Origin of the sequence: Halomonas jincaotanensis, from assembly GCF_018448785.1 — a bacterium.
GTDB lineage: Bacteria > Pseudomonadota > Gammaproteobacteria > Pseudomonadales > Halomonadaceae > Halomonas > Halomonas jincaotanensis.
In genome coordinates, this window is record NZ_JAHCLU010000019.1 from 43,297 (window position 1) to 69,848 (window position 26,552).

Below are 26,552 nucleotides of genomic sequence, written 5' to 3' on the forward strand. Positions count from 1 at the left end.
CGACGCATCGGGCAAACCCTGGCGTCTCACGGGACCAGCAGCAGTGCCAGCACCCCGGCCACATAGCAGCCGATGATACATACACTCTCGAAGCCGATATGCCCGGGTCCCTGACGCTCGCGATGGAGCATCCCGACCATCAGGATCGCGGTCATCAACAGCGACAAGGCGACCCAGAGCGAGACCGAGTCGGGGATGGCGTGATAGATGGAGCCACCCCGATAAGCGACATCGGCAGCGGCGACGAACAGGGTATCGAAGGCATTGCCGCCGATGATGCCGGCCACCGCGAGCGTCAACGCCCCCCGGCGCACCGCGGCCACCGAGGTGACCAGCTCCGGCAATGAAGTCACCACGGCGGTCATCAGCGCACCCACCACGGAGTGGCCCAGGCCGGTCGCATCGGCGATGATGGCAGCGCTACGCTCGAGCAGCCAGCCACTGATGGCCAGCGCTGCCGCCAGTGCCACGAAGGCCAGCCAGAGCCGCGCTGCCGATTGCTGCATGGCCTGTTCGTCGGGCACATCGGGCTGGGTATCGCGGGTCTGGGCCGGGCTCCACATGGGGTGGTCGCGGCTGCGGTCCACCAGGCGCAGGCCGAACAGGTAGCCCAGCAACAGCAAGGGTGTGATGGGGTGCACCTGCCAGAGCGTCCACTCGGGGGCGAAGCGGCCGACCAGTACCAGTGACAGCAGACACAGCAGCAGTCCACCCTGCATCATATTGCCGAGGGAGGCGGCGGCATGTTCCAGATTGGCGCGCCGATGGGTGATGTCGGCGATGGTCAGAAACAAGGTCTGCACGGCGATACCGCCAAGGGCGTTGCTCATCGCCAGGGTCGGGCGGTCGGCGAATGCCGCCGACACCGATACCACCAAGCCAGACAGCGAAGTGGCCATGCCCAGCAATACGGCCCCGGCGATGGCCTCGCCAAGCCCGGTGCGATCGGCCAGGTCGTCGACGAGCCGAGCCAAGCGTGTCCCCACGATTCCGATCACCAGGGTGCAGCCCGCGAACAGCAGTAGGGCCATTCCCAATGGCATTGCGCCGAGAGCCTGACTCATGAGGCAAACGCAAGGTACATGAATGCAGGGACCACAAGTGGATCTGGCATCAGGACGACTCTTGAAAGGACACCCTTCACTCTAGGTGGACAAGGTGAATCCTTTCAAGGCGCAGCCAGGCAGCACGCAAGCATCACGCCCCAGCGAGATACCATGAGCGTGACAGGCAGTGGTGAACACGCTTGCCAGCACGGCGGGTTCGTTCAGCCGAAGGCGGCCATCCGCCGAGCCGCCGTCAAGTGGGTGATGACCGTGGGTAGCTGGTACATGCTGCTGACCATGATGGCCCCCGAAGGGGTCTGCTCGGCATCGGGGAAACGGTTGAGATGGATCACCGTCATGCCCGCTGCCAGTGCCGCCCGCACCCCGACGATGGAGTCGTCGATGGCGACGCAATCTTCCGGCGCATAGCCCATGAGGCTCGCGGCATGCAGGAACAGGCAGGGGTCGGGTTTCCAGCACTTGGCGGTGTAGCCGCTGAACAGGCGGTCGCCGAAATACTCGGCTAGTCCGCTGCTGCTCAACGAGGCACGAATCTTTGCCTCTGGGCCATTGGAAACCACCGCCATGGGATAGCCAACCAGCGCTGTGAGGGCTTCCGGCGCGCCCGGCAGGGGGATCAGTTCGGTTTCCAGTCGCTGCATCAACTTGCGACGCATCTGAGTTTCCATGACCTCGAGGTGGTCGGGGTCGACTTCACCGTGGCGGCGCTGGAGTTCGGCGACGATCTGGCGAAAGCGGGAACCCCGGAACTCTCCCATATAGTCACTGGCAAGGAATGGTAGACCCACGCCACTCAACGCGATGGCCATCTCGGTGGCAAGGAGCGGTTCGCTGTCGACCAGCGTACCGTCACAGTCGAAAAGCAAGCAGGGAGGATGTGCCATCGTCGGGCATCTCGCGCAGGTCAGGGAATCGGTAAGTCCGTGTCATGGCTATTAGCATATCAGGGCTAACATTGAGGCTTGTGCAAAAATCAAGACTTTGTGAACGGTGTTTCTAAATAGTGTTGTCGCATATCCTTCATCCTTCAAGGGCACCGGTGAGGATGTTGACGACGCTCCCGAGGGGACTTGGTTACCCCGGCTTGCGTTGGGTAACGAGATTCCTAAGCCAGGGCAGGTGCGCTAGTCTGAGGAGGCGCCGTGGATGCGGTGCAGAGATGTCCTCCATCGCCTACAGGAGTAACGCCGGATGCGATTTCACCCCTCGCTTACCACGCTCTGTATCGCTGTCGCCTTGACGGCAGGCGGTCTTGGCACGCATGCCATGGCCTCGGAACATGATGAATCATCGTCGGATGAGTCGCAGGACAGCGCTCAGGAAGGCAGCCAGGCCCTCGATGACGACGCCTTGCAAGAGAAGTACGGCATCACGCCCGGCGCGTTGAAGCGAGACGAGCCGGCATCGGAAGACGAAAGCGGTGGTGGAGGCCAAGCCTCCGAGCAAGATACCGCCCAGGAGGCCGAGCAAGATACCGCCCAGGAGGCCGAGCAAGATGCTGAGCAGGACCCGACCGAAGAGCAGGAAGGAGATTCGGGTGATGTCGTTACCGACGTTACCGAAGTCGAATCGGGTGATGAAGGCGTCGACGAGACGGAAGAAGGAATGCCTACGAACTGAGCGATACGCCGTTTCAGCAGGCTGCCGGAACGCTGGCAGCCTGCTGATCGGGGTTCTGCTCGCCGTAACGCCCATCGCCTCGGCAGCTGCCGACAGCCCTTCCGCGGCGTGGGAGGCGCTGGCGCAAGGCGGTCATGTGGCCTTGATCCGTCATGCGCTGGCTCCCGGTATCGGCGACCCGCCGGACTTTGCCCTCGAGCGTTGCGAGACCCAACGTAACCTCTCCGCGCAAGGTCGCCAACAGGCTCGCGCACTGGGCGAAGCCTTTCGTGAGCGTGACATCGAGATTGCCGCCGTGTACTCGAGTCGCTGGTGTCGCAGCCTCGACACCGCCCGTTTGCTCGATCTCGGTGATGTTGTCCCGACCCCTTCGCTGGATTCCTTCTTTCGTGACCGCAGCGATGCCGATGAGCAGACCGCCCGTACCCGCCAGCTCATAGCGGCGTGGGACCGGCAGGCGACCTTGGTGATGGTCACTCATCAGGTCAATATATCGGCGTTGACCAACAGCGGTGTCGGCTCCGGCGATATTGTCGTGGTCAGGCCGAGTGGCGATCGTCTGGACGTCGTCGGCAGGATTCGCTGACGACCAGGTAGCGTGGCGTTGGTGACTCGTGCCGGTTACTTACTTGCGCCGGGAAAGACGGCGTGAATTGGCGCTGCTGCGCCGATGGTACGGCACCATCGCCTTGCGGCCGGTGACCCACCACGGCGTCTGTTGGCCGAAGGCCATACCCAGCATGGCCTTTTGCATCTCGAGCCCGGTTTCCATGGCGGCCTCGAGCTTCTCGGACACCATGCGCTGGTTTTCCTTCATCATGCTTGCGCTATTTGGCTGCTTGGTCTGCCAGAGGTTCTGGCGCATGTTGATGGTGGAAAGCGATGTCGACCATAGCTCGAAGGCCATGATCCCAAGTTTCCAGACATCCATCATGGCTGCCGGGGTCTGCGGAACTAGGGCAGGGTGAGACGTGTTATTCATGGGAGTGGGACCTTTTCGATGTAAAAATGGAGCGCTGGGTGGACGAAACAATGCGGGCAGTATCACGCATATTGCATCGCAACACGATAACCTGTGATGTGTTTACGCCCGAGAACGTCAATAAAGCCGGCTCGTGAGGGGCGCTGGGTAAGTAATCGCTAACATAATGTCGAGACGGATGAGGTGCATCATGAAGCAGGACGATATCTGGTCACTGGTTGGCTCCGTTGCCGCGGTGGCCGCCAGTGTCATGGCTCGCAAGACCGCCGACAAGGCCTATCGGCGCGAGGTTGGCAAGGCCCCGCCGGCCAATCCCGACCAGCCCGATGTGGGCTGGCGCCAGGCTCTGCTTTGGGGGGCCGGTACCGGCATGCTGGTCGGGGTGGCCCGTGTGGTGGGGCGCCGTGCCGGCAGGGAGGTCATGCGAAAGGCCCCCGGCTCGCGGCCAGGCCGACAGGTACGCCGGTTACTGGGCCGATAGTGCCGAGCGACATCTGTCAGTATGTGTTGCGGCGTCAGCGTGTGGCCGCCTCTTCCAGCGCCTTGACCGCCGGCAGGGTCTTGCCTTCCACGTACTCGAGGAAGGCGCCGCCGCCGGTGGAGATATAGGAGACGCGATCGGCGATGCAGTATTTGTCGATCGCCGCGAGGGTGTCGCCGCCCCCAGCGATCGAGAAGCCGTGGCTTTCGGCAATGGCCAACGATAGTGCCTCGGTGCCCTTGCCGAACTGATCGATCTCGAACACGCCCACCGGGCCGTTCCAGAGAATGGTGCCGGCATCCTTGAGTAGCCCACCCAGGCGACCGGCGGTGTCCGGACCGATATCGAGGATCATCTCGTCATCGGCGACCTGGTCGACAGGCTTGACCACCGCTTGCGCGGATTCAGAGAACTCGGTGGCCACTACCACGTCGGTGGGCAATGGGATCTCGACCTTGGCCATCAGTGCCTTGGCCTGGTCGATCAGGTCCGCCTCATGCAACGACTTGCCAACGTTGTAGCCGGCCGCGGCGATGAAGGTATTGGCGATGCCGCCGCCCACGATCAACTGGTCGCAGCGCTCGGAGAGGGCGTTGAGCACCTCGAGCTTGGTCGACACCTTGGAGCCGCCGACGATGGCGGCCATCGGGCGCTTGGGCGTGGCCAGCGCCTTCTCCAGCGCGTCGAGTTCAGCGGCCAGCAGCGGGCCGGCACACGCCGTGGGGGCGAAACGCGCCACGCCATGGGTGGAGGCCTGGGCGCGGTGGGCAGTACCGAAGGCGTCCATGACGAAGATATCGCAGAGCTCGGCGTACTGCCTGGCGAGCGTCTCGTCGTCCTTCTTCTCGCCCGCGTTGAAACGCACGTTCTCGAGCAGCACGACTTCGCCATCAGCCAGATCCAGGGCGATATCCAGATACTCGCTGACCAGGCGGACGGGACGGCCAAGCAGCTCACCGAGATGCTCCGCCACCGGTGCCAACGAGAACTCCTCGGCGGGTTCGCCTTCGGTGGGGCGGCCCAGGTGGCTCATCAGCATCAGTTTGGCGCCGGCATCGACGGCGGCCTGAATGGTTGGCAGGCAGGCCCGCAGGCGGGCATCGCTGGTCACCTTGCCATGCTTGATGGGGACGTTCAGGTCCTCGCGGATCAGCACGCGCTGCCCGCCGAGGTCGAGGTCGGTCATCTTGCGAACATTCATGGGGGCGTGATCCTCATTTGGGGAAACCGAAACAGGGTCACCGGAACAGTTCACCAAAGCAGCGTCATCGGCCGGGCGGAGCCAGGGCCGCCAGCTGTCGACTCACGTCGAGCATGCGGTTGGCGAAGCCCCACTCGTTGTCGAACCAACAAAGCAGCTTGATGAGGCGGGTTCCGGCCACCCGGGTCTGGGTGGCATCCACGATACCCGAGCGGGGGTCGTGGTTGAAGTCGACCGAGGCCATGGGCTCCTCAGTATAGCCGAGCAACCCGGCAAGGCGGTCACGACTGGCTTCGTGCAACAGGTCATTGATCTCGGCCGTCGAGGTGTCTCGGCGCACCGTAATCGCCAGGTCCATGGCCGAGACGTTGATGGTCGGCACGCGCATATGCAGGCATTCGAAGCGTCCGGTCAGGTGCGGCATCAGGCGACTGATCCCACGTGCAAGGCCGGTGTCCACCGGCACGATGGAATGCATCGCCGAACGCGTCAGGCGCAGGTCGGTCTGGTGATAGGCGTCGATCACCGGCTGGTCATTCATCGCCGAATGGATGGTGGTGGTGACGCCGTGTTCGATGCCGAGTGCCTCGTCGAGCACGGTGAGTACCGGCACCAGGCAGTGGGTCGTGCATGAGGCCGCTGAGACGATTCGATGCTGGGGCGACAGTTCATGGTCATTGATGCCGGTGACGATGGTGGCATCGACGTCGTTTTCCGCTGGTTGGGAGAACAGCAGCCGGCCGGCGCCGGCCGCGATATGCCGCTCGGCGGTAGCGCGATCGCGGAAGCTGCCCGAGCATTCCAGTATCAGGTCGATGCCGAGTTCACGCCAAGGCAACCGGGCCGGGTCGGGTTCGCAGAGCACGCGGATGGCGTGGTCGTTGACCATCAGGCAGTCGCCTTGTGCTTCCACCTGGCCGGGGAAGAGGCCGTGGGTGGTGTCGTAGCGCGTGAGGTAGGCGATGGTGGCCAGGTCCGAAAGCTCGTTGATCGCCACGATTTCGAGTGCCTTGTCTCCTCCGCTAGGGTCGCTGGAGTCGAGTCGCGTCTGTCTCTCGACAAGCGCGCGCAGCACGCACTGGCCGATGCGGCCGTAACCGTTGATGGCGATTCGATAGGCCATGGCGGTGCCTGGAACTCCCGGTAGCGTGTGCGAGCCGGGCATTCTAGCGCACTTGCATGCGGATCGTCTGCTCTACAGGCCCAGCAACCGCCAGGCAAGCGGCAGGAACAGAGCGCTGAAGATGCCGGTCAGGCTCATGCCCAGCGAGGCGAAGGCGCCGGCGGTGGGGCCGAGCTCGAAGGCGCGTACCGTGCCGATGACGTGGCCGTTGACGCCCAGCACGAAGCCCAGCACCCGTGGATCGCGTATCGCCAGATGCTTTGCCATCATCCCGACGCAGGCCGTCGACATCACGCCGGTGATCAGCAGGCCGCCCATCATCAGGGGAATCACGCCGCCCAGCTGCTCGGTGATGCCGATGGCGATTGGCGCGGTCACCGACTTGGGCGCCAGCGACGCCAGTACCTCGGGCGATGCGCCAAGCACCCAGGCCAGGCCCACCGAATAGAAGGCGGCCAGCATCGCCGCCGGAGGCAGGCTGAGCAGGATAGGGCGCCACAGGGCGCGGATACGCGGCCACTGCTGAAAAAGCGGTACGCCGAGGGCCACCGTGGCTGGGCCGAGCAACAACATCATCCAGCCAGCCCCGGCGCGATAATCGGCGTAATCGATGCCGAGCAAGGCAAGGCTGGCGGCGAGCAGCATGGCGGCGATCAGGATCGCTGGGCACCCGCTCGGCCGATTGAGACGCAGGAATAGCCGGTTGCCGGCGAGAAAGGCCGCCAGCGTCAAGGCGATGGCCGGCATCGGAGTGGCCAGCAGATGCTCGCGTAGCGGTGCCAGGCTTTCAGTCATCGGGCGTATCCATCGGCATGAAGCGCAGCATCAGCCATAGCGTGGTCGCCACACTGAGCAGGGTGCCGAGCACCAACGCCACACCGACGGCCAGCCACTGGCCGGCGAAGGCCTCGGCAATGAAGAACACGCCTACCACCCCGGGCATGATCAGCATTGCCAGCACCGCGATCAGTGGCTGGCTGGCGGCCTGAATATCCTCGCTGACCCGCCCACGCAGGATGAGCCACAGGGTCATGGCCAGCATTCCCACTACGCCGGGTGACACCGGGAGGCGCAGTGACCACACCAGTGCCTGGCCAAGAAGCAGGAACCCGACCAACCACAGAAACCCGCGCAATGCCGGCATAAGCGTCCTTGTCAGGTAAGGTGAAAAATTGTTCGCTCGGGCCTTGAAACCTTACCGAGCGATCCTATTTTGCAGATTAACGGGGCAATGTCAGCAGGCATCGACTATTCCCGTGATTGAACACATGGAGCTTGATGTCAGAGGAGGTGTTTGTGATGTTCGGAGATCTCAGACGTTTCGATGTCGGCCAGCCTCAGGGTCTGGACTGGTTCCGGCAATGGATGGACGAGGTGTTTCCCGACACTGCGGCGACGGATATCCGTTCGGTGCCGCGCGGGAGCTATCCGATGATCAACGTGGGACGCACCGATGATGCGGTGCGCGTCTACGTCTTCGCGGCGGGACTGACCGCGGATCAGCTGGAGGTGAGCATTCAGGACAATGTCCTGACCGTCAGCGGCAAGCGTGAAGCCCCTGATGTCGCGGCAGAGGGGCAGGCGGCGCGTACCGATTTTCGCCGCGAGCGTTACCAGGGTGAGTTCAGCCGCTCCCTGGCCTTGCCGGATGGCCTGGACGTCGACCGCACCGAAGCGCATTTCCGCGACGGGATCTTTGAGGTGCGGCTGCCCAAGCGCGAGGAGCTCAAGCCGCGGCGGATCGAGATCCAGTCGCAGGAGGCTAGCTGACGCGGTAAGCCATCGAGACGCAGTGAAAACGGGTGCAAAGTAAACAGCAAATAAAGCAAACGGAGGTGAATGGTCATGAATGAGGTGACCCGGCGTGATGCCTCGCGGGAACCGGCCAAGCGTGAAGAGCGAGAGGAGTCTCTGGTGCCTGCGGTGGATATCTTCGAGCAGAGCAATGCACTGCATGTCATCGCCGACATGCCGGGAGTGACGCGCGAGTCGCTGAGTATCGAGGTGGACGACAATATACTCACGCTGGAAGGCGAGGTACGGCTGAACATGCCCGAGGGGTTGTCAGCCATCTATGCCGAGGTGCGTGCTCAGCGGTTCATGCGTCGCTTCACGCTTAGCCACGAGATCGAAGCCGACGCCATCGAGGCGCGCATCGAAAACGGCGTGGTGCATCTGGTGCTCCCCAAGAAAGAGACCCATCGCCGTCGACGCATCGACGTCAAGGCGGCTTGACGGCCGCCAAGCGACAAGCGCCCTTCCGAACGGGAAGGGCGCTTACGTTTATCTTGGTGGTGTCATAGGGGGGCCCTCTTCCGCTACCCTTGGAGGAGCGCTCGGCGCGATCAATCAAAGGAGGGCGTTGCCACGCCCAAGGAAGAGGAAAGTAATATGAGTGATATCGCCAGGTGGCTGGGTGACGAGGCCGAGGCATTACTGGGGCATGTCTGCACCGGGGTCCCGAAAGAGCAGCTGCACCCGCCCGGACCGGATTTCATTGACCGGGTGATGGCCGCCAGCGACCGCCGCCCCAATGTGCTGCGCAACATGCAGGCATTGTTTGACCACGGTCGGCTGGCCGGTACCGGCTACGTGAGCATCCTGCCGGTGGATCAGGGCATCGAGCATTCTGCAGGGGCTTCCTTCGCGCCCAACCCTCTCTACTTCGATCCGGCCAACATCATTGAGCTGGCCCTTGAAGGGGGGTGCAACGCCGTGGCGTCCACGCTCGGCGGACTGGCGTCGGTCGCACGGCGCTATGCCCACAAGATCCCGATGATCCTAAAGCTGAACCACAATGAAACACTGACCTACCCGGCCATCTATGACCAGACGCTGTTCGCGCAGGTCGAGCAGGCCTTCGAGATGGGCTGCATAGGGGTGGGAGCGACCATCTACTTCGGCTCGCCGGAAAGCCGGCGCCAGGTCATGGAGATCAGCGAGGCCTTCGAGCGCGCCCATGAGTTGGGCATGGTCACGGTGCTCTGGGCCTACCTGCGTAACTCGGACTTCAAGAAGGATGGCACCGACTATCACGTGGCTGCTGATCTGACCGGCCAGGCCAATCACCTGGCGGCGACTCTCAAGGCCGATATCGTCAAACAGAAGCTGCCCGAGACTAACGGTGGCTTCCGCGACATCGGCTTCGGCCATACCCACGACAAGGTCTACAGCAAGCTCACCTCGGACAACCCGATCGACCTGGCTCGCTACCAGGTGGCCAACTGCTACCTGGGTCGCGCCGGGCTGATCAATTCCGGTGGTGGTTCCAAGGGTGCCTCCGACATGGGAGAGGCGGTACGTACCGCGGTAATCAACAAGCGGGCCGGTGGCATGGGGCTGATCTCCGGCCGCAAGGCGTTTCAGAAGCCGATGGCGGAGGGCGTCGAACTGCTCAATGCCATCCAGGACGTCTACCTGTCCCGGGATATCACCATCGCCTGACGGACCTGGCGGCAGAGGGTGGTTGGAACAACTCGGGCCCGGCAATTGCCGGGCCCGAGTTGTATTGAGAAGACGTGTTGAGAGGACAAGCTGTCTCAGCCCAGTAGCGCGGTGGCCCTGGCCACCACGTTGGCGACGGTAAAGCCGAAGTGCTTGAACAGATCGCCGGCGGGGGCGGATTCGCCGAAGGTGTTCATGCCGATGATGTCGCCGTCCAGGCCGACGTACTTGTACCAGACGTCGCGGTGGCCGGCTTCAACAGCCAGGCGCTTGGTCACGGCCCTGGGCAACACGCTCTCGCGATATGCGTCGTCCTGACCGTCGAAGCGGTAGGTGGAGGGCATGGATACCACACGCACGGCACGGCCCTGAGTTTCCAGCTCGGTGGCGGCGTCCATGGCCAGGCCCACTTCCGAGCCGGTAGCGATCAGGATAAGGTCCGGCGTCACCACCTTGTCCTTGCGGACACTGTTCTTCAGGACGTACCCACCGCGCTGGATATTGGCCAGCTGCTGTGTGGTGCGCGCCTGGTGGGGCAAGGTCTGGCGTGACAGCACCAGCGCCGTGGGACCGGCGTGGCGCTTGATGGCAGCGTTCCAGGCGGCGGCGGTTTCCACGGCGTCGCAGGGGCGCCAGGTGGCGAGGTTGGGCGTCGAGCGCAGGGTGGTGAGCTGCTCGATGGGCTGGTGAGTGGGGCCGTCCTCCCCCAGCCCGATAGAGTCGTGGGTGAAGACGTAGATCACCTGGGTGCCCATCAGCGCCGCCATGCGTACGGCATTGCGCATGTATTCCATGAAGATCAGGAAGGTGGCGCCATAGGGAATGAACCCACCGTGCAGGGCGATGCCGTTCATGATCGCCGCCATACCGAACTCGCGCACCCCGTAGTGCAGATAGCTACCGTCCGGAGAGCCCTCAGCGGAGTTGTTGGAAGAGCCCTCAGCGGGGTTGTTGGACGAGCCGGCGCCGATCACCTTGACGCCATTCCAGACCGTCAGGTTGGAGGGTGCCAGGTCGGCGCTGCCGCCGAGCAGCTCGGGCAGTTGCGGGCCGAGGGCGTTGAGACAGGCCAGCGACGCCTTGCGGCTCGCCAGGTTCTCGCCGGCTTCCTGCGCCTGCTGGATCAGCCGCTCGCTGCCGAGTTCGACTGGCAGCTCGCCCTTGAGGCGTCGCTGCAGCTCTGCTGCCTCGCTGGGATAGGCCGCGGCGTAACGCTCGAAGCGCGCCTGCCAGTCGGCCTGGCGAGTACTGCCGGCGTCGTGGGCGTCCCAGCCCTGGTAGATTTCTTCGGGGATATGGAAGGGCTTGTGCGGCCAGTCGAGCTGCTTGCGCGCCGCGGCGACCTCGTCCTCGCCGAGTGCCGCGCCGTGGCTCTCCTCCTTGCCCTGCTTGTTGGGCGCGCCGAAGCCGATAATGGTCTTGCAGATGATCAGGCTGGGCTTGTCGTCCTGGGTCTTGGCAAGCTCGATGGCGGCCTGGATTTCCTCGGGCTTGTGCCCGTCGACGTTGGCTACCACGTGCCAGCCGTAAGCCTCGAAGCGTTTGGCGGTGTCGTCGGTGAACCAGCCATCGACCTCGCCATCGATCGAGATGCCGTTGTCGTCATAGAAGGTGATCAGCTTGCCGAGCCGCTGGGTGCCGGCCAGCGATGCCACCTCATGGGAAATACCCTCCATCAGGCAGCCGTCGCCCACGAAGCACCAGGTGTGATGATCGACGATGGCGTGGCCGGGGCGATTGAACTGCGCCGCCAGGGTGCGCTCGGCCAGTGCCAGGCCCACGGCATTGGCCAGGCCCTGGCCCAGTGGGCCGGTCGTGGTCTCGATGCCCGGCGTGTAACCCAGCTCGGGATGGCCCGGGGTACGCGAGTGCAGCTGGCGGAAGTTCTGCAGCTCCTCCAGACTCAGCTCGTAGCCGGTCAGATGCAGCAGCGAATAGAGCAGCATCGAGCCATGACCGTTGGACAACACGAAGCGGTCGCGGTCGGGCCAGGTCGGGTCGGCCGGATTATGCTTGAAATGATCGTTCCACAGGACCTCGGCGATATCGGCCATGCCCATGGGGGCGCCGGGATGCCCGGAATTGGCCTTCTGGACGGCATCCATGGACAGGGCGCGAATGGCGTTGGCCAGTTCGAAACGGGATGGCATGTAGAGCTCCTCGCCTGCGGCAGAAAGTGCTGGGCATTACCCGTCGGAGGGCGACGGGACGCGCGTTCTGGCTGGAAGCGCCACGGGACTCCGTGGCGCGGATAAAAACGGTCGCTATTGTCGCCGACTTGGCCGTCGGCGGCAAATGACGGGTGTCAGCCGTAAAGCCAGCGTGTAAACTGCGCCACTGCCTATTGCCGTTACACAGAGGGTCGAGAACGCCATGCGCGAATACTCCCTGTTCACCTCCGAGTCCGTGTCCGAAGGGCATCCGGACAAGATCGCCGACCAGATTTCCGATGCCGTGCTCGATGCCATTATCGCCCGCGACAAGCATGCCCGCGTGGCCTGCGAGACGCTGGTCAAGACCGGTGTCGCCATCGTCGCCGGCGAGATCAGCACCTCGGCCTGGGTCGACCTGGAAGCGCTGGTGCGCGAGGTGATCACCGGCATCGGCTACACCTCCTCGGACGTCGGTTTCGATGGCGAGACCTGTGGCGTGCTCAATCTGATCGGCAAGCAAAGCGTTGACATCGCCCAGGGCGTCGACCGGGCCAAGCCCGAGGATCAGGGAGCCGGGGATCAGGGATTGATGTTTGGCTATGCCACCAACGAGACCGACGCCTACATGCCGGCGCCGATCCACTATGCCCATCGTCTGGTGGAGCGCCAGGCCGAGCTGCGCAAACAGGGCCTGCTGCCCTGGCTGCGGCCCGACGCCAAGAGCCAGCTGACGTTTCGCTATGACGACAGCGGCAAGCCCTGCGGCGTCGACGCCGTGGTGCTGTCCACCCAGCACGACCCGGGCATCGACCAGAATGAGCTGCGCAAGATGGTCAAGCGCGAGATCATCGAGTCGGTGATCCCCGCCGAGTGGCTCACCGGCTCGACCAAGTATCACATCAACCCCACCGGCAAGTTTGTGATCGGTGGCCCGGTGGGCGACTGCGGCCTGACCGGGCGCAAGATCATCGTCGATACCTACGGCGGCATGGCGCGCCACGGCGGTGGGGCGTTCTCCGGCAAGGACCCGTCCAAGGTCGACCGCAGCGCAGCCTATGCCGGGCGCTACGTGGCCAAGAACCTGGTCGCCGCGGGACTGGCCGACAAGTGTGAGATCCAGATCTCCTACGCCATCGGCGTGGCCGAGCCGACCTCGGTTGCCATCGACACCTTCGGCACCGGCCGGATCGACGATGCGCGCATCATCGAACTGGTCCGCGAGCACTTCGACCTGCGCCCCAACGCCATCACCCGCATGCTCGATTTGCTGCACCCGATGTACCAGCTGACGGCCGCCTACGGTCACTTCGGCCGCGAGCCCTTCGAGACGTCCTATCGCTGGACCGACACCCAGGGCCAGGAACATGTCGAGACTTTCCTCGCCTTCCCCTGGGAGAAGATCGACAAGGCGGAGTCGCTGCGCCAGGCCGCTGGCCTCTAAGCCCTTGGGTGTATAACCCGTTTAGGTGTAGTAAGCCCATAGATGTAAGCGATCGCCTACGCAAACTGACAGGCCCCGCCGGCACCCGCCGCGCGGGGCCTGTTGGTATGGTCGGGGCAGTTTCCCGAGAGTCCCGATCATGCGCTTCTCAGCAGCTCTTCTCCTGTGGTGGCTGTCCAGCCTGCTTCCCGGCTCGCTGGCCCTGGCCGATGCCTGTCCCGATTGGACGGCGGCGCGCGCCGAGCGCGAGGTCACCGCGCTGACGCAGCGACTGAACGACTGGGACCGCGCCTACTACGCCCATGAAGAGAGTGGCCAGGGCGAACCGACGGTAAGCGATGGCGTCTATGATCAGGCCCGCCAGCGCCTGGCGCAGTGGCAGGCGTGCTTTCCAGGCGAGGTGCCGGAGGTGGTGACCAAGCCGACGCTGCCTGCCGGTCCCGTCGAGCATCCCATCGCCCAGACCGGGCTTCGCAAGCTCGACGGCGAAGACGCAGTGCGCCGCTGGCTGGCGCGCCGCGACGATGCCTGGATCCAGCCCAAGGTGGATGGTGTGGCGGTGACGCTGGTCTATCGGGCCGGGCGCCTGTCGCGTGCGGTCAGCCGCGGCGACGGTCGGGGCGGTCAGGACTGGACCGAGAATGCAGGGAAAATCGCCGCGGTGTCCGAGCGATTGGCGACGGGCGAGGATCTGGTACTGCAGGGTGAGCTCTACCTACGCCTCGACGGCCATGTCCAGGCAGAGATTGGCACCGCCGGGGCTCGCAGCGAGGTCGCGGGGCTACTGGCGCGTCACGAGTTGTCGGCACAGGCGGCCGAGCGGATCGGACTCTTCGTCTGGGACTGGCCCGACGGCCCCGAGACGATGCAGGCGCGCTTGGCGGCACTGGCCAAGCTGGATGACACCGAGGGCGACATCGAGGGTTTCGCCGAAAGCACCAGGATGACCCATCCCGTCACCTCGCTGGCCGACGTGAAACGCTGGCGCGAGACCTGGTACCGCGGCCCTCTGCCCTTCGCCACCGACGGGGTGGTGCTTCGCCAGGGGCGGCGTCCGCCAGGCGAGCAGTGGCGAGCCGAGCCGCCGAACTGGGCGGTGGCCTGGAAGCACCCGCCCCGCGAGGCGCTGGCCGAAGTACGCGGGGTCGAGTTTCGTATCGGCCGCACCGGGCGCATCACGCCGCTGTTGCATCTCGTGCCGGTCGAGCTGGGCGGGCGCGTGATTCGCCGCGTCAGCGCGAGTTCGCTGGACCACTGGCGCTCGCTGGACATCCGCCCCGGCGATCAGGTGACCATCGCGCTGGCCGGGTTGACCATTCCGCGCCTCGAGGGAGTCGCATGGCGAGCGGCCGAGCGACCGGCAGTATCGCCCCCGCAGGCAGAGGACTATCACGCCCTTAGCTGCTGGCGGCCGACGCCCGCCTGCGAGTCGCAGTTCATGGAGCGGTTAGCCTGGCTGGGCGGCGCAAAGGGGCTCGATATGTCCGGTGTCGGCCCTGGCACCTGGGAGGCGCTGGTCGAGGCGGGATTGGTCGCGGGACTGCTCGACTGGCTGACGCTGGATACCGCTCAGCTGGAAACCGTGCACGGGATCGGCGAGGTGCGCGCCGGTCAGCTGCGCGACGTCTTTGCCCTGGCGCGGCGGCGCGCTTTCGGCGATTGGCTGGCGGCCTTGGGTCCGCCACCTGGGCTTGAACACGCGAACACCCGGCGCTGGGAGCCCCTGACCAGGCGCGACGCAGCCGCGTGGCGTGCATTGCCGGGCGTGGGGCCGCAGCGGGCCGAGGACCTGGTAGCTTTCTTTCATCATCCGCAGGTACGAACGCTGGTCGAGCGGCTGCGTGAGGCCGATATCGCAGGCTTCTGACGAGACGCGATGGATGAGGCGCGAGGGGGAACCGTGCGGCAATAGGTTTGTGGCGTATCGGCGTGAGTGCCTATAGTGGGGGGGGTAGGCCTCGCCCTCGAGGCCAATTCTTGCGTCCATGATCACTTGCGTACATGAACAGGAGGTGTCGCCGATGAATCAGCCTGCCGTTTCCACTCCGTCCACCACGGATTACAGGGTCGCCGATATTGGCCTGGCCGACTGGGGGCGCCGCGAGATCCGAATCGCCGAGACCGAGATGCCGGCTTTGATGACCATCCGCGACAAGTACCGCGCACAGCAGCCGCTGGCCGGGGCCCGCATCGCTGGCTGCATCCACATGACCATCCAGACGGCGGTGCTGATCGAGACCCTGATCGATCTGGGGGCTTCGGTGCGCTGGTCGTCGTGCAATATCTTCTCTACCCAGGATCATGCCGCCGCCGCTATCGCCGCCGCAGGTATTCCGGTGTTCGCCTGGAAGGGCGAAACCGAGGACGAGTTCTGGTGGTGCATCGAGCAGACCGCCCAGGGTCCCGACGGCTGGGTGCCTAATCTGGTGCTCGACGATGGCGGCGACCTGACCGCGCTGCTTCACGACACGCATCCTGAGCTACTCGATGCCATCCACGGCATCTCTGAAGAGACCACCACCGGGGTCCATCGCCTGCAGGAGATGCTGCGTGACGGCACGCTCAAGGTGCCGGCGATCAACGTCAACGATGCCGTCACCAAGTCGAAGAACGACAACAAGTACGGCTGTCGACACTCACTGAACGACGCCATCAAGCGCGGTCTCGATCACCTGCTGGCCGGCAAGCAGGCGCTGGTGGTGGGCTACGGTGACGTCGGCAAGGGCTCGGCGGCCTCGCTGCGCCAGGAGGGCATGATCGTCAGGGTCGCCGAGATCGATCCGATATGTGCCATGCAGGCCTGCATGGACGGCTTTGAAGTCGTCTCGCCCTACGTCGATGGTATTAATCGTGGCGCGCAGAGTGTGGATCGTGCCCTGCTGGCGCGCATCGACCTGGTGGTGACCGCCACCGGCAACGTCGACGCCTGCGATGCCGCCATGCTCGAGGCGCTGAAGCCGGGTGCGGTGGTCTGCAATATCGGCCACTTCGACAGCGAGATCGACACGGCCCATATGCGCCGTCAATGGCATTGGGAAGAGGTCAAGCCCCAGGTGCACAAGGTCTATCGCGACAGCACGCCAGGCGATTTCGACCCGCAGAGTCGCGACTACCTGATTCTGCTCTCGGAAGGGCGGCTGGTGAACCTGGGCAACGCCACCGGTCACCCCTCGCGGGTGATGGACGGCTCCTTCGCCAACCAGGTGCTGGCGCAGTTGCACCTCTACGAACAACGCTTCGCCGACCTTCCCGGCGACCGCCAGGCGTCGGCGCTGGCGGTCACCGTACTGCCGCGCCACCTGGATGAGGAGGTCGCCCGCTACATGGTCGAGGGTTTCGGCGGGGTGCTCACCCGCATGACCGCGGCCCAGGCCGACTACACCGGAGTGTCGGCCGATGGGCCCTTCAAGCCTCACGACTATCGCTACTGAGTGCTGGTTCTGGCTTTCGACTGTTTAAACAAAGGCCAGAAAACGCCCGGCACATAGCACCAGCAGCCAGAGGATCAGCGACAGCGCGCCCAGCAGCCGCAGCCGCGCTGTCGAGGCACCCGGCAGACCGGCGCCGAAATTCAGCGCCAAGGCGTTGCTGACGGCCATCAGGATCAGCACCAGCTTGAGCGGGAACAGGGGGGTGCTGGCGTAGCCGCGGGGGTCGGCAAGAAACAGCAGGACCCCGCTGGTCGCGGCCAGCACCAGTCCGGCGATGGCCAGCGGTTGCAGCAGACTCGCCGCGTCGGCGAGCCCGATGTTGCGGCGCAGGCCGAGTAGCCGGAGGTCCAGGGGCACGATGGCGCCAATCAACAGCGCAATGCCCAGCACATGCAGCGTATTGACGCCCGCGTAACCCCAACGCGACAACCGCATCCAGTCGGCGAGTGGGGTCGCGGCCAGTCGCGTCAATACCTCGTCCACCGACTGGGCTCAGATGCGCCCGGGGTAGAGTACGTGGTGCTGGTCGCCGATCCAGAGCTGTTCGGCCTTGAGCAGGCGCTCACCGGCATGTTCGCCCGATATCCGCAGCTCGACGCCCTCAGCCAGGTCGCCGTCACCGAGTCCCGCGCGCTCGTTACGCCAGGGTTGCCCCACCTCGACGGTCCAGGTGTCGCCTTCCACGTCGAGGGTCAGCTCGCCATGGGGGTTGCCGAGCCGCGCTGCAGTGATGACGCCAGTGAGTTCGATGGTCTCACCGCCGGTCCAGCCATGATGGGCGATGGCCGGCGTGTGCAGCCATAGGGCACTCATTAGCATCATGATCAGAAAATGCCGCCGTTGCATGCTCATCTCCTCTCGCCAGTCGTTCGATGCTTTAAGACTAGCCGTGGGCGGGGTGGCTGCAAGTCGGGGGTGAGTCGTCCCGGCTCGGCCAAGGAGGTCAGCGCATCCCGGCAAGCGCCATCAGGAGGTTCAGGTAGAACGGGATCAGCAGCGGGGCGGCCAGGGTGGTGACCAGTACCGCAAGGGCGCCCTTCGCCGGGGCGATGCCCAACTCCATGGCCACCACCACCACGTTGGCGGCCATCGGCACCACGCCGACCAGCAACAGGGCCAGCGCCAGTTCCGGGGGTAACGGGAAGAACGCCTGCAGACCCAACACCGCGGCCAGTGCCAGCAGCGGCCAGAGGCCGTAACGAATCGCCACGCAGGCGCCAATGAAGCGCAGGTCCAGCGCTCTCAACGAGACGCGCCCCAGGGTCATGCCGATGATCATCATGCCGAGCAGGGTATAGGTCGCGGGGAAGACCGCCATGCCTTCCATCATGGCGTCCGGCATGTCGAGACCCAGGCCGCTGGCGAGCAGGGCGGCGAGGAAGGCGTAGACCAGCGGCAGCCGCACGATCTTAGCCAGGCTCTGCGCTACCGAAAAGCGCCCACGGGCGCTCAGGTAGAACCCCACTGTGAATTCGTAGAGGGTCACCCCCAGAACGCAGAACAGGTACAACGTCACGCCCTGGGGCGGCAGCAACACCAAAGCGACCGGTAGACCAAAATAGCCGGTATTACCGGTGCCTGACGAAAAGGCCAGTAGCGCACTTTCCTCGGACGCAAAGCGGCGGCGCGCCAGACACTGGACGATCAGGGCCACCAGGCTCGAGAGCAGGAACAACGCTGCGGTCAGGAGCAGGTAGGCGGGCGTCGGTCCGCCCAATACCAGGGCTCGAAAGAAGGTCAATGGCGCGATCAGGTAGACCAGCAGGGTGGCGATGGGGCGAGGGTCGATGGCCAGGCGTCGAGCGGCCAGCCAACCCAGCCCGACGAAAGCCAGCAGCGTCCAGAGGGGACCCATCAAGGTGCTGGGATCGATCATGGTCATGTTCTTCCCTGGGTCGCTGGCCCGCCGCTAGATGAGCAGTATTGATACAGCTTCGCGTATCTTTCATTGGTCCGTAGGACATCCAGGCGTCAGAATAGCCGTTATATGCATTATTTTCATGAGGTCAGCCGATGAGCACGCAGGAACACCCCTTGGGCATCAGCTTCGAGTTCTTTCCCCCCAATACCGATGTCGGGCGTGAAAAACTGAAAAGTGCACGGGATACCCTGGCTGAGCGTCGCCCGCGCTTCTTTTCGGTCACCTATGGGGCCGGTGGGTCGACCCAGGCGCGTACGCTGCATACCGTCAATGCGGTGCGTGAATCGGGCATCACCACGGCGCCCCACCTGTCGTGTATCGGCAGCGAGAAGGCGCAGATGCGCGACCTGCTGGCCCGCTACCGCGAAGAGGGCATCGACAGCCTTGTAGCGCTGCGTGGCGACCTGCCCTCGGGTATGGGCGGCATCGGCGAGTTTCGTTACGCCAACGAACTGGTCGAGTTCATCCGTGAGGAGACCGGCGATCATTTTGAAATCGCCGTGGCCGGCTACCCCGAGTCGCATCCCCAAGCACCCAGCTTCGACCGTGACCTGGAGAATTTTGCCCGCAAGGTGAAGGCTGGGGCAAACCTCGCCATCACCCAGTACTTTTTCAGCGCCGATGCCTATTTTCACTTTGTCGATCGGGCGCGTGCACTTGGCGTCGAAGCGCCGATCGTCCCTGGCATCATGCCGATCACCAACTACACCAAGCTGGCGCGATTCTCGGACGCCTGCGGTGCCGATATACCGCGCTGGATCCGCAAGCAACTCGAGGCCTACGGCGATGACAGCGAGTCGATTGCCGCCTTCGGCGAGGATGTTGTGTCACGGCTCTGTCAGCGGCTGCTGGATGGCGGCGCGCCGGGGCTGCATTTCTATACCCTCAATCAGGCCGCCCCCAGCTTGAAGATTCTCGACAATCTGGCCTGACACCGTCGCTGGCGATCACCCTGGTGAGTGTCTACGCTGATAGCCGCATATCCATGGAAACGGACACAGGAGACGCAAGATGCGTTTAGACGCTCTTACACGGGTTGCTACCGCTTCGCTACTGCTGGTCGCCGTCAGCAGTCACGCCAACGAAAGCCGTGACGTCGAGATGCATTCGGTCAGTGCCGAGGGCGTCGGGGAGTCTATCGGCACCATTACCCTCGAGGATACCGATCACGGCTTGCTGCTGACGCCGGATTTGAGCGGCATCGCGCCGGGCGTCCATGGCTTTCATGTCCACCAGGAAGCCAGCTGCGAGCCGGGCGAGAACGACTCGGGGGACATGGCGGCGGCTTTGCAGGCCGGAGGCCATTATGATCCCGAGGATACCGGCCGCCACGAAGGACCCTACAGTGAGGGACACTTGGGCGACCTGCCGGTGTTGATCGTGGACGACGATGAAACGGCCACGCTGCCGGTCCTGGCGCCGCGGCTGAGCCTTGATGACATGAACGGACGCAGCCTGATGATCCACGCGGGTGGCGACAACTATTCCGACGACCCAGAGCCGCTGGGCGGCGGGGGTGGCCGCATGGCATGCGGTGTGGTCGAGTCCTGACACCGTACACCTTGGCTAACACGCCATGACACAGGCGCCATGACACAGGAAGGCCCCGCGCTGATGCGGGGCCTTCTTCGTGTCTGTACGTCATGACGGCGTGCCGGTCATATCACGACTAGCTTAAAGTGACGGGTTTGGCGCCGCCTCCGTGGGCGCCGCGTTGCATCATGAACAGCGCACCACCGATCACCAGACCGGCGATGTCGGTATAGATACCGCCGTAGATGAGGAAGAGGGCGCCGATCAGCATGACGACCCGCTGCCAGGCCTTCACCGGACCAAAGAACCACGCCTGGACCATCCCGGCCAGTAATACGATGCCAAGGGTGGCCGTTGCGCCCACACGCAGGATCTGGAACCAGGAGCCTTCCATCAGCATGGCCGGGCTGTAGAAGAACATGAAGGGCACGATGAAGGCCGCCAGCCCGATCTTGAAGGAAGCGACCGAGGTGCCCATGGCGTTGGCGCCGGAAATTCCGGCGGCCGCGTAGGACGCCAGTGCGACCGGCGGCGTGATCGCCGAGACCACCGCAAAGTAGAACACGAAGAAGTGGGCGACCAGTGGCTGGATGCCGATATTGATCAGGCCCGGTGCGACCACCGATGCCGCTACTGCATAGGCCGCCGTGGTCGGCATGCCCATGCCCAGCAGGATGCTGATACACATGGCGAACATCAGCGCCAGCAGCTGGCTGACGCCGGCCAGACCCAACAGCAGCGAGGAGAAGCGTGCGCCGACCCCGGTCAGGGAAATGACGCCGACGATCAGGCCGGCGCAGGCACACACGGCGATGATCTGAATCGCCATGGTACCGGCCAGCTGCAAGGCCCTGAGGATGTCGCGCGGGCCCATCTTGTTGGGCGAGAACCAGCTCACTACGGCGGCGGAGGCCGTCGCCAGGGTTCCCGCACGAATCACCGAATAGCCCATGAACAGTGCGGCGATCAGGATGATGATCGGCGCAAACAGGTAGACCTGCTTGACCAGCTTCGAGAACAGCGGAATTTCTTCCTTGCGCATGCCGCGCATGCCCTTGCGGGCCGCCTCGAAGTCGACCATGAAGTAGACCGACACGAAGTAGAGGATCGCCGGGATCAGCGCCGCCACGGCGATGTCGGTGTACGGGATACCGGTGATCTCGGCCATGATGAAGGCACCGGCGCCCATGATCGGCGGCATGATCTGTCCGCCGGTCGACGCCGCAGCTTCGATGGCGCCGGCGCTTTTGGCCGGATACCCCACCTTCTTCATCAGCGGGATGGTCAGCGAGCCGGTGGACACCACGTTACCGGCGCTGGTGCCGTTGATCATGCCCATCAGGCCGGAGGCGAAGATCGCCACCTTGGCCGGGCCACCACGGGCGCGGCCGGCGCAGGCGAAGGCGAAGTTCACGAAGTAGTCGCCAACCTTCGAGGCCTGTAGGAAGGCGGCGAAGATGATGAAGAGGATGATGTAGGTCGATGAGACCGCTGTGGTCGGCCCGAGAATGCCGGCGTCGGTGTAGACCTGGCTGAAGAAGCGTCCCAAGGATAGTCCGGGATAACCCAGGAAACCCGGCAGATAGGGACCGGCAAACACATAGATAAGAAAGATTGCGGATATTACGACCAGCGCGAGACCCGTCACGCGCCGCGTTAGCTCCAGAATCAATAGCGAACCGGCAATCGCCGCCCAGGAGATGCCAATGGGAGCGAAGGAGGTACCGGTCGAGGCGCGCAGCGGGCTGTTGAACATGATCAGCAGGTAACCGGCGCTGGCGATGGCGGCGACCATCAATACCAGGTCGGCCGGGCAGAGATGCTGGCGGGTGCGCCGATGGAACCACGAAATCACGATGGCCGAGGCGGTGGCGAAGATCAGCGGGAAGCCGAAATGCCAGGTTTCCACCACGGGTTCGATGCGCATGGCACCGCCGCTCATGGTGTTTTGGATCAGAAATACCTGGACCAAGGCATAGATGGCGGGTATCAGCAGGGCATAACTCGCCCAGGTCAGCGCACGCGAGGCCGCAGACGGCTCACCTTCCGAGGCGAAGCTCGCGCCTGTGTAGAGGCCGTAGCCGAGGATCAAAGCGCCGGCGATATGCACGATGCGAAATGACCAGGTTTCCATCGGATAGATATTCAGCGAGATCAGGTGGAAGCTCGAGTAGGCGATGGCCAAGGCGCTGAACAGCAGCCAGTGCCAACCGGTGAACAAGCGCCGGTTGGATTCGACAGGTTCATCGTCAACGCCCGTGGCGACAACGGCTTCCACAGCGTCATCGCCGCTGTCATCGTGGTGGCGAGGGTCGGGAGTATGGGACATGGCAGGCACCCTTGGGGGTATCACGGAGGATCAGACGAGCTGCCCCGCGCCGGGGGTGCGACGCGGGGCAGCGATCGAGGGAACGGCTTAGTTCAGCTTGAGGTCGTCATCGATCTCGTAGCCATTCTCTTCGTACCAGCGCACGGCACCCGGATGGAACGGCAGTACGGTGTTGAACTTGATGTTTTCCGGAATGGAGGTTTCCGCGGTGCGGTGGACGTCCATCATACGATCGTTGTTTTCCATGGTCAGCTTGGTGACTTCATACACGAAGTCTTCGGGCAGGTTGCAGCCGGCGATGGCGAAGTTCCACATGGAAACCGCCCGTGCATCCTCTTCCAATGTCTCATAGGTGCTGGCCGGGATCATGAACTCGGACACCGGGAAGGATTCGAGCACCTTGGCCTGCTCTTCTTCGGTGAACTCGATGATGTTCACGTCGGTCTGCACCTCGAGCTGGCTGACGGCGGGAATCGGAATGCCGGCGGCGAAGGCGATGACGTCGATCAGGCCGTCCTGCAGCTGCCCGCCGAGATCGGACCAGCCACCGTTGCGACGATCGAAATCGACGCCAAGCTCTTCCAGGATAGCCGGGAAGTAGGTGTCGGAGGTAGAGGCTGCCGGCCCGAAGCCGATGCTGGCACCGTCGGGGATGTCCGAGATCGACTCGATGCCGCTGTCGGCCAGCGCGGTGATGGAGAATGGCGTCTCGTACATCGGGAAGAGGGCACAGACGTTATCCATCTCCATGCCCGGCGCCAGTGGGCTCTCGCCGGACACGGCGTCGGAGGCCGGGCCCATGGTGGTCAAGCCGAAGGCCACGTCGCCGCCGTGGACAAGTGCCAGGTTCTGGGTTGGGCCGCCGGTGACTTCGCCGCCGCCGGAGATGTCGAGCTCATCGGAGATCAGGTTGGCCCAGCCGGAACCGTAAACGAAGTAGGTACCGCCCTGGCTGGCAGTGCCCACGGTGAAGTTGTCGGGCCAATCGCTGCGGTCCGACTGAGCGGAGGCCGAGGTGGCGACCAGCATGGCGCCGGCCAGCGTGCCGGTGAGAATCGTGGTTGCTGCAGTACGCATGGCGTATCTCCTTGCGGGGTTGTGGTTATTCGCCGGAGTCCCGCCGGTGGGCGGGGGCAAGGTGACGACTGGTCAGTATGGTGACTGTCGCCGATTCCTGCCTGCTTCCGGGTGCGGCATCGTTCAACGGTTATACAGCGCAAGTGACACGCCAGTTCTCAACAACTCCAATAAAATCATTTTGTTGCGATTTTAGATTTAGACAAAGGTCGAGTGATGCGTGGCGGGGATGGTGCGAGAGTCCACACAGAAACCGCCACCCGCCATGTGGTTATCCGCACAGCGTGTGACGTAGTGGTGTGATCGCGGGAGCTAAACGGAGCTGAAGCAGCAACAAGGAACGCTTTGAGCACGTTGCTCATCCTCCACGCGTCTGGGTCAGCGGCGCTTGGGGTCGAGGATCCTGACCGGCTGGAAGTCGCTGCTTTGCTGTTCCTGGCGTGGTTGACTGACGCGCGTTTCGAGTTGCGGCGCGTCTTGTTCCTCGATGGGCAGCTGCTCGAAAAAAGCGCAGCTGACACATTCACGGTAGCGGATGCCGTTCTGCTCCCAGGCGCGGATGCGATCCATCTCAGCGCAGCGCGGGCAGATGACGCCAGCGATAAAGCGTTTCACGGTGGCCATGGGGGCTCCAGGTTCGGGCCGCCACAGACGCGCGGCGGCCGGTGAGTTCGTAAGACAATTTCAGGCGGCGCGTATGCCACTGTGGCGCAGCAGCGGCTCGACGCTGGGTTCGCGGCCACGGAAGGCACGGAACAACTCGGCGGCATCGCGCGACCCGCCTCGCTCAAGGATCTCGGTACGAAAACGGCGTCCGGTTTCCGGGTCGAAGATGCCAGCTTCCTCAAAGGCGCTCCAGGCATCGGCCGAGAGCACTTCGGCCCATTTGTAGCTGTAATACCCCGCGGCATAACCGCCGGCGAAGATGTGTCCGAAGCCATTCTGGAAGCGGTTGAAGGGCACCCGTGGCACGACGGAGACGCGATCGCGCACGTCACTCAGCAGGGCGTGGATGTCGCTGGCCGTCGGACTCGCGAATTCGCGATGCAGGCGGAAGTCGAACAGCGAGAGCTCCAGCTGACGCACCATGCCCATCGCCGACTGGAAATTCCTGGCGGCCTGGAGGCGTTCGAGCAATTCGGCAGGCAGCGGCTCGCCGGTATCGACGTGCCCAGCGATCAGGTCGAGGCCCCCGCGCTCCCAGCAGAAGTTCTCCATGAACTGGCTGGGCAGCTCCACGGCGTCCCAGGCGACGCCGTTGATGCCGGAGATATCGGCAACGGTCTGACGGGTCAGCATGTGATGCAGGCCATGACCGAACTCGTGGAACAGCGTGCAGACCTCGTCGTGAGTCAGCAAGGCGGGTTTGTCGCCCACCGGGCGGGTGAAGTTGCAGGTTAGATAGGCGACAGGCAGCTGCATGTCATCGCCTTCCAGGCGGCGAACGCGGCACTCGTCCATCCAGGCGCCGCCACGCTTGCCTTCGCGGGCGTAGAGATCGAGATAGAAGCTGGCGATCGGCGCGCCGTCCTCCATGATACGGAAGTAGCGGACATCGGCATGATAGCGGGGCGCCTCGCGATCTTCCTCGAAGTTGACCCCGTATAGGCGCTCGACCACGCGGAACATGCCGTCGACCGCCTGGGGTGCCGGAAAGTAGGGGCGCAGCTGCTCTTCAGAAATGGCGTAGCGAGTTTCGCGCAGCTTCTCGCTGGCAAAGCCGACATCCCAGGGCGCGAGTTCGATCATGCCCAACTCGTCTCGTGCATAGACTTCAAGCTCCGCGAACTCTTCCCGAGCCTGAGGCACGGCGCGGACGGCCAGGTCCTCTAGAAAGGCGATTACGTGGTCGGACGATTCGGCCATCTTGGTGGCGAGCGAGAAGTCAGCGTAATTGGCGAATCCCAGCAGCTCGGCGAGCTCATGGCGTAGCGCGAGGATTTCCTCCATCACCGGGGCGTTGTCGAACTGCCCGGCGTTGGGACCTTGGTCCGAGGCGCGGGTGACGAAGGCCGTATAGACCTCGCGTCGCAGTTCCCGATCATCGGCATAGGTGATCACCGGGAAGAAGCTCGGGAAATCCAGGGTGATGCGAAAGCCTTTCTGCCCTTTGGCTTCGGCATTGGCCTGGAGGGTAGCAAGCGCGCTCTCAGGCAGACCGGCGAGTCGGGCGTCGCTGTCCAGGTCGAGGTGCCAAGCCTGGGTGGCATCGAGCAGCTGGTTGGAAAAGGTGTTGGCCAGTGCCGAGAGGCGCGAGCGGATCTCGCCGTAGCGACGCTTCTTCTCGGCGGGTAGGTCGACGCCGGCGAGGCGGAAGTCACGCAGGGCATTATCGACGGTGCGACGCTGGCCTTCATCGAGCTCGGCCCAGGCGGGGCCGTCGCGAAGTGCCTGCCAGGCATGGAAGAGGCCTTCATGCTGACCAAGCCAGGTGCTGTAGTCGGAAAGCTTGCCGAGACACGCTTCGTAGGCCTCACGCAGCGCTGGGTTGTTCATGGTGCCGTTGAGGTGTGACACGGGTGACCAGGCGCGCGAAAGCCGGTCGTTGCAGGCCTCGAGGGGTGCGGCCAGGCTCGTCCAACTGGGCGGTGCATGCCGGGCCCGCTCGACAAGCCGCTCGACGACCTCACGGTTCTGGGTGAGTAACTCCTCGACGGCGGGCACTACGTGTTCGGGACGAATCTCGGAGAAGGGAGGCAACTCGTGGGATTCGAGTAGTGGGTTGCGGGACATGCGCACCTCGGGGGGA

At 64.0% G+C, this 26,552-nt stretch carries 26 protein-coding genes; 11 read left to right on the forward strand and 15 right to left on the reverse strand.

The annotated features are described in order from the left end of the window. Nucleotides 1-26 precede the first annotated feature (26 nt). Both KG088_RS15560 and KG088_RS15565 read right to left on the reverse strand, forming a co-directional pair. The gene (locus KG088_RS15560) at nt 27-1,064 is read right to left on the reverse strand and encodes a sodium:calcium antiporter (protein WP_213826884.1); all 1,038 of its coding nucleotides are present in this window, start codon (nt 1,062-1,064) and stop codon (nt 27-29) included. A 203-nt stretch (nt 1,065-1,267) separates the two neighbouring features. Further along, nucleotides 1,268-1,951, reverse strand: a complete 684-nt coding sequence (locus tag KG088_RS15565) for an HAD family hydrolase (protein ID WP_213826885.1) — start codon at nt 1,949-1,951, stop codon at nt 1,268-1,270. A gap of 307 nt (nt 1,952-2,258) precedes the next feature. Between KG088_RS15565 and KG088_RS15570 the strand changes: the two genes are divergently transcribed. Next, nucleotides 2,259-2,687 (forward strand): hypothetical protein, encoded by a 429-nt coding sequence (locus KG088_RS15570; protein ID WP_213826886.1) that lies wholly within the window; start codon nt 2,259-2,261, stop codon nt 2,685-2,687. Then, nucleotides 2,608-3,273, forward strand: coding sequence for a histidine phosphatase family protein (locus KG088_RS15575; RefSeq protein ID WP_250148303.1), 666 nt, complete (start codon nt 2,608-2,610; stop codon nt 3,271-3,273). Before KG088_RS15570 ends, KG088_RS15575 begins: the two co-directional genes overlap by 80 nt. Before the next feature lie 39 nt (nt 3,274-3,312). Here KG088_RS15575 and KG088_RS15580 read toward each other — a convergent pair whose 3' ends face one another. Beyond that, nucleotides 3,313-3,594 (reverse strand): hypothetical protein, encoded by a 282-nt coding sequence (locus KG088_RS15580; RefSeq protein ID WP_319941453.1) that lies wholly within the window; start codon nt 3,592-3,594, stop codon nt 3,313-3,315. 265 nt (nt 3,595-3,859) lie between these two features. On the opposite strand from KG088_RS15580, the gene KG088_RS15585 reads away from it, so the two are divergent. Continuing rightward, nucleotides 3,860-4,150 (forward strand): DUF4235 domain-containing protein, encoded by a 291-nt coding sequence (locus tag KG088_RS15585; protein WP_213826889.1) that lies wholly within the window; start codon nt 3,860-3,862, stop codon nt 4,148-4,150. Nucleotides 4,151-4,184: 34 nt separating this feature from the next. Here KG088_RS15585 and KG088_RS15590 read toward each other — a convergent pair whose 3' ends face one another. The 4 genes from KG088_RS15590 to KG088_RS15605 form a co-directional block, all read right to left on the reverse strand. Continuing rightward, a complete protein-coding gene (locus KG088_RS15590) occupies nt 4,185-5,351 on the reverse strand; it encodes a phosphoglycerate kinase (protein WP_213826891.1) in 1,167 nt (388 codons plus the stop codon). 64 nt (nt 5,352-5,415) lie between these two features. Further along, a complete protein-coding gene (locus tag KG088_RS15595; RefSeq protein WP_213826893.1) occupies nt 5,416-6,474 on the reverse strand; it encodes a type I glyceraldehyde-3-phosphate dehydrogenase in 1,059 nt (352 codons plus the stop codon). A 72-nt stretch (nt 6,475-6,546) separates the two neighbouring features. Further along, nucleotides 6,547-7,269: an LrgB family protein gene (locus KG088_RS15600; RefSeq protein ID WP_213826895.1), complete on the reverse strand. Its 723-nt coding sequence runs from the start codon at nt 7,267-7,269 to the stop codon at nt 6,547-6,549. Then, nucleotides 7,262-7,618 (reverse strand): CidA/LrgA family protein, encoded by a 357-nt coding sequence (locus KG088_RS15605; protein WP_213826897.1) that lies wholly within the window; start codon nt 7,616-7,618, stop codon nt 7,262-7,264. Before KG088_RS15605 ends, KG088_RS15600 begins: the two co-directional genes overlap by 8 nt. A gap of 155 nt (nt 7,619-7,773) precedes the next feature. Here KG088_RS15605 and KG088_RS15610 point away from each other — a divergent pair, with 155 nt between their 5' ends. The 3 genes from KG088_RS15610 (at nt 7,774) to KG088_RS15620 (ending at nt 9,918) form a co-directional block, all read left to right on the forward strand. Next, on the forward strand, nt 7,774-8,244 hold the full coding sequence (locus KG088_RS15610; protein ID WP_213826899.1) for an Hsp20/alpha crystallin family protein: 471 nt from the start codon (nt 7,774-7,776) through the stop codon (nt 8,242-8,244). Between the two features lie 75 nt (nt 8,245-8,319). Next, nucleotides 8,320-8,709 carry an Hsp20/alpha crystallin family protein gene (locus KG088_RS15615; RefSeq protein ID WP_213826901.1) on the forward strand — a complete coding sequence of 130 codons (390 nt, stop codon included), beginning with the start codon at nt 8,320-8,322 and terminating at the stop codon, nt 8,707-8,709. A gap of 156 nt (nt 8,710-8,865) precedes the next feature. Further along, nucleotides 8,866-9,918 (forward strand): class I fructose-bisphosphate aldolase, encoded by a 1,053-nt coding sequence (locus tag KG088_RS15620; protein ID WP_213826903.1) that lies wholly within the window; start codon nt 8,866-8,868, stop codon nt 9,916-9,918. A gap of 95 nt (nt 9,919-10,013) precedes the next feature. Here the strand turns inward: KG088_RS15620 and tkt are convergent, their stop codons facing one another. Continuing rightward, on the reverse strand, nt 10,014-12,068 hold the full coding sequence (gene tkt, locus KG088_RS15625; protein ID WP_213826905.1) for a transketolase: 2,055 nt from the start codon (nt 12,066-12,068) through the stop codon (nt 10,014-10,016). A 223-nt stretch (nt 12,069-12,291) separates the two neighbouring features. Here tkt and metK point away from each other — a divergent pair, with 223 nt between their 5' ends. From metK to ahcY, 3 genes are all read left to right on the forward strand, one after another. Further along, nucleotides 12,292-13,512: a methionine adenosyltransferase gene (gene metK, locus KG088_RS15630; RefSeq protein ID WP_213826907.1), complete on the forward strand. Its 1,221-nt coding sequence runs from the start codon at nt 12,292-12,294 to the stop codon at nt 13,510-13,512. A 139-nt stretch (nt 13,513-13,651) separates the two neighbouring features. After that, nucleotides 13,652-15,379 carry an NAD-dependent DNA ligase LigB gene (gene ligB / locus KG088_RS15635; RefSeq protein ID WP_213826909.1) on the forward strand — a complete coding sequence of 576 codons (1,728 nt, stop codon included), beginning with the start codon at nt 13,652-13,654 and terminating at the stop codon, nt 15,377-15,379. Nucleotides 15,380-15,533: 154 nt separating this feature from the next. Beyond that, nucleotides 15,534-16,943: an adenosylhomocysteinase gene (gene ahcY / locus KG088_RS15640; RefSeq protein ID WP_213826911.1), complete on the forward strand. Its 1,410-nt coding sequence runs from the start codon at nt 15,534-15,536 to the stop codon at nt 16,941-16,943. A 24-nt stretch (nt 16,944-16,967) separates the two neighbouring features. Here the strand turns inward: ahcY and KG088_RS15645 are convergent, their stop codons facing one another. The 3 genes from KG088_RS15645 to KG088_RS15655 form a co-directional block, all read right to left on the reverse strand. Next, nucleotides 16,968-17,414 carry a hypothetical protein gene (locus KG088_RS15645; protein WP_250148304.1) on the reverse strand — a complete coding sequence of 149 codons (447 nt, stop codon included), beginning with the start codon at nt 17,412-17,414 and terminating at the stop codon, nt 16,968-16,970. 21 nt (nt 17,415-17,435) lie between these two features. Further along, the gene (locus KG088_RS15650; RefSeq protein WP_213826915.1) at nt 17,436-17,789 is read right to left on the reverse strand and encodes a DUF6152 family protein; all 354 of its coding nucleotides are present in this window, start codon (nt 17,787-17,789) and stop codon (nt 17,436-17,438) included. A gap of 97 nt (nt 17,790-17,886) precedes the next feature. Then, nucleotides 17,887-18,819, reverse strand: coding sequence for an AEC family transporter (locus KG088_RS15655; protein ID WP_406565614.1), 933 nt, complete (start codon nt 18,817-18,819; stop codon nt 17,887-17,889). Nucleotides 18,820-18,956: 137 nt separating this feature from the next. On the opposite strand from KG088_RS15655, the gene metF reads away from it, so the two are divergent. Beyond that, nucleotides 18,957-19,796 (forward strand): methylenetetrahydrofolate reductase [NAD(P)H], encoded by an 840-nt coding sequence (gene metF, locus KG088_RS15660; protein WP_213826919.1) that lies wholly within the window; start codon nt 18,957-18,959, stop codon nt 19,794-19,796. A 79-nt stretch (nt 19,797-19,875) separates the two neighbouring features. Beyond that, nucleotides 19,876-20,415 carry a superoxide dismutase family protein gene (gene sodC / locus KG088_RS15665; protein WP_213826921.1) on the forward strand — a complete coding sequence of 180 codons (540 nt, stop codon included), beginning with the start codon at nt 19,876-19,878 and terminating at the stop codon, nt 20,413-20,415. A 118-nt stretch (nt 20,416-20,533) separates the two neighbouring features. Here the strand turns inward: sodC and KG088_RS15670 are convergent, their stop codons facing one another. The 4 genes from KG088_RS15670 to prlC all read right to left on the reverse strand — a co-directional run bounded on the left by KG088_RS15670 (nt 20,534) and on the right by prlC (nt 26,536). Then, complete coding sequence (locus KG088_RS15670) at nt 20,534-22,726, reverse strand: TRAP transporter permease (protein ID WP_213826923.1); 2,193 nt, start codon at nt 22,724-22,726, stop codon at nt 20,534-20,536. A gap of 87 nt (nt 22,727-22,813) precedes the next feature. Beyond that, nucleotides 22,814-23,803: a TAXI family TRAP transporter solute-binding subunit gene (locus KG088_RS15675; RefSeq protein WP_213826925.1), complete on the reverse strand. Its 990-nt coding sequence runs from the start codon at nt 23,801-23,803 to the stop codon at nt 22,814-22,816. Nucleotides 23,804-24,181: 378 nt separating this feature from the next. Further along, nucleotides 24,182-24,427 (reverse strand): YheV family putative zinc ribbon protein, encoded by a 246-nt coding sequence (locus KG088_RS15680; RefSeq protein WP_213826927.1) that lies wholly within the window; start codon nt 24,425-24,427, stop codon nt 24,182-24,184. 60 nt (nt 24,428-24,487) lie between these two features. Then, a complete protein-coding gene (prlC, locus tag KG088_RS15685) occupies nt 24,488-26,536 on the reverse strand; it encodes an oligopeptidase A (protein ID WP_213826929.1) in 2,049 nt (682 codons plus the stop codon). Nucleotides 26,537-26,552 lie beyond the last annotated feature (16 nt).

Coding starts and splice junctions, on each gene's coding strand:
- metF (WP_213826919.1), top strand. CDS start 18,957: ATGAGCACGCAGGAACACCCCTTGGGCATCAGCTTCGAGTTCTTTCCC.
- KG088_RS15580 (WP_319941453.1), bottom strand. CDS start 3,594: ATGGCCTTCGAGCTATGGTCGACATCGCTTTCCACCATCAACATGCGC.
- KG088_RS15615 (WP_213826901.1), top strand. CDS start 8,320: ATGAATGAGGTGACCCGGCGTGATGCCTCGCGGGAACCGGCCAAGCGT.
- KG088_RS15655 (WP_406565614.1), bottom strand. CDS start 18,819: ATGATCGATCCCAGCACCTTGATGGGTCCCCTCTGGACGCTGCTGGCT.
- tkt (WP_213826905.1), bottom strand. CDS start 12,068: ATGCCATCCCGTTTCGAACTGGCCAACGCCATTCGCGCCCTGTCCATG.
- KG088_RS15570 (WP_213826886.1), top strand. CDS start 2,259: ATGCGATTTCACCCCTCGCTTACCACGCTCTGTATCGCTGTCGCCTTG.
- KG088_RS15565 (WP_213826885.1), bottom strand. CDS start 1,951: ATGGCACATCCTCCCTGCTTGCTTTTCGACTGTGACGGTACGCTGGTC.
- ligB (WP_213826909.1), top strand. CDS start 13,652: ATGCGCTTCTCAGCAGCTCTTCTCCTGTGGTGGCTGTCCAGCCTGCTT.
- KG088_RS15680 (WP_213826927.1), bottom strand. CDS start 24,427: ATGGCCACCGTGAAACGCTTTATCGCTGGCGTCATCTGCCCGCGCTGC.
- KG088_RS15650 (WP_213826915.1), bottom strand. CDS start 17,789: ATGCAACGGCGGCATTTTCTGATCATGATGCTAATGAGTGCCCTATGG.
- KG088_RS15595 (WP_213826893.1), bottom strand. CDS start 6,474: ATGGCCTATCGAATCGCCATCAACGGTTACGGCCGCATCGGCCAGTGC.
- prlC (WP_213826929.1), bottom strand. CDS start 26,536: ATGTCCCGCAACCCACTACTCGAATCCCACGAGTTGCCTCCCTTCTCC.
- KG088_RS15585 (WP_213826889.1), top strand. CDS start 3,860: ATGAAGCAGGACGATATCTGGTCACTGGTTGGCTCCGTTGCCGCGGTG.
- sodC (WP_213826921.1), top strand. CDS start 19,876: ATGCGTTTAGACGCTCTTACACGGGTTGCTACCGCTTCGCTACTGCTG.
- KG088_RS15610 (WP_213826899.1), top strand. CDS start 7,774: ATGTTCGGAGATCTCAGACGTTTCGATGTCGGCCAGCCTCAGGGTCTG.
- KG088_RS15620 (WP_213826903.1), top strand. CDS start 8,866: ATGAGTGATATCGCCAGGTGGCTGGGTGACGAGGCCGAGGCATTACTG.
- metK (WP_213826907.1), top strand. CDS start 12,292: ATGCGCGAATACTCCCTGTTCACCTCCGAGTCCGTGTCCGAAGGGCAT.
- KG088_RS15605 (WP_213826897.1), bottom strand. CDS start 7,618: ATGCCGGCATTGCGCGGGTTTCTGTGGTTGGTCGGGTTCCTGCTTCTT.
- KG088_RS15560 (WP_213826884.1), bottom strand. CDS start 1,064: ATGAGTCAGGCTCTCGGCGCAATGCCATTGGGAATGGCCCTACTGCTG.
- KG088_RS15600 (WP_213826895.1), bottom strand. CDS start 7,269: ATGACTGAAAGCCTGGCACCGCTACGCGAGCATCTGCTGGCCACTCCG.
- ahcY (WP_213826911.1), top strand. CDS start 15,534: ATGAATCAGCCTGCCGTTTCCACTCCGTCCACCACGGATTACAGGGTC.
- KG088_RS15575 (WP_250148303.1), top strand. CDS start 2,608: ATGTCGTTACCGACGTTACCGAAGTCGAATCGGGTGATGAAGGCGTCG.
- KG088_RS15590 (WP_213826891.1), bottom strand. CDS start 5,351: ATGAATGTTCGCAAGATGACCGACCTCGACCTCGGCGGGCAGCGCGTG.
- KG088_RS15675 (WP_213826925.1), bottom strand. CDS start 23,803: ATGCGTACTGCAGCAACCACGATTCTCACCGGCACGCTGGCCGGCGCC.
- KG088_RS15670 (WP_213826923.1), bottom strand. CDS start 22,726: ATGTCCCATACTCCCGACCCTCGCCACCACGATGACAGCGGCGATGAC.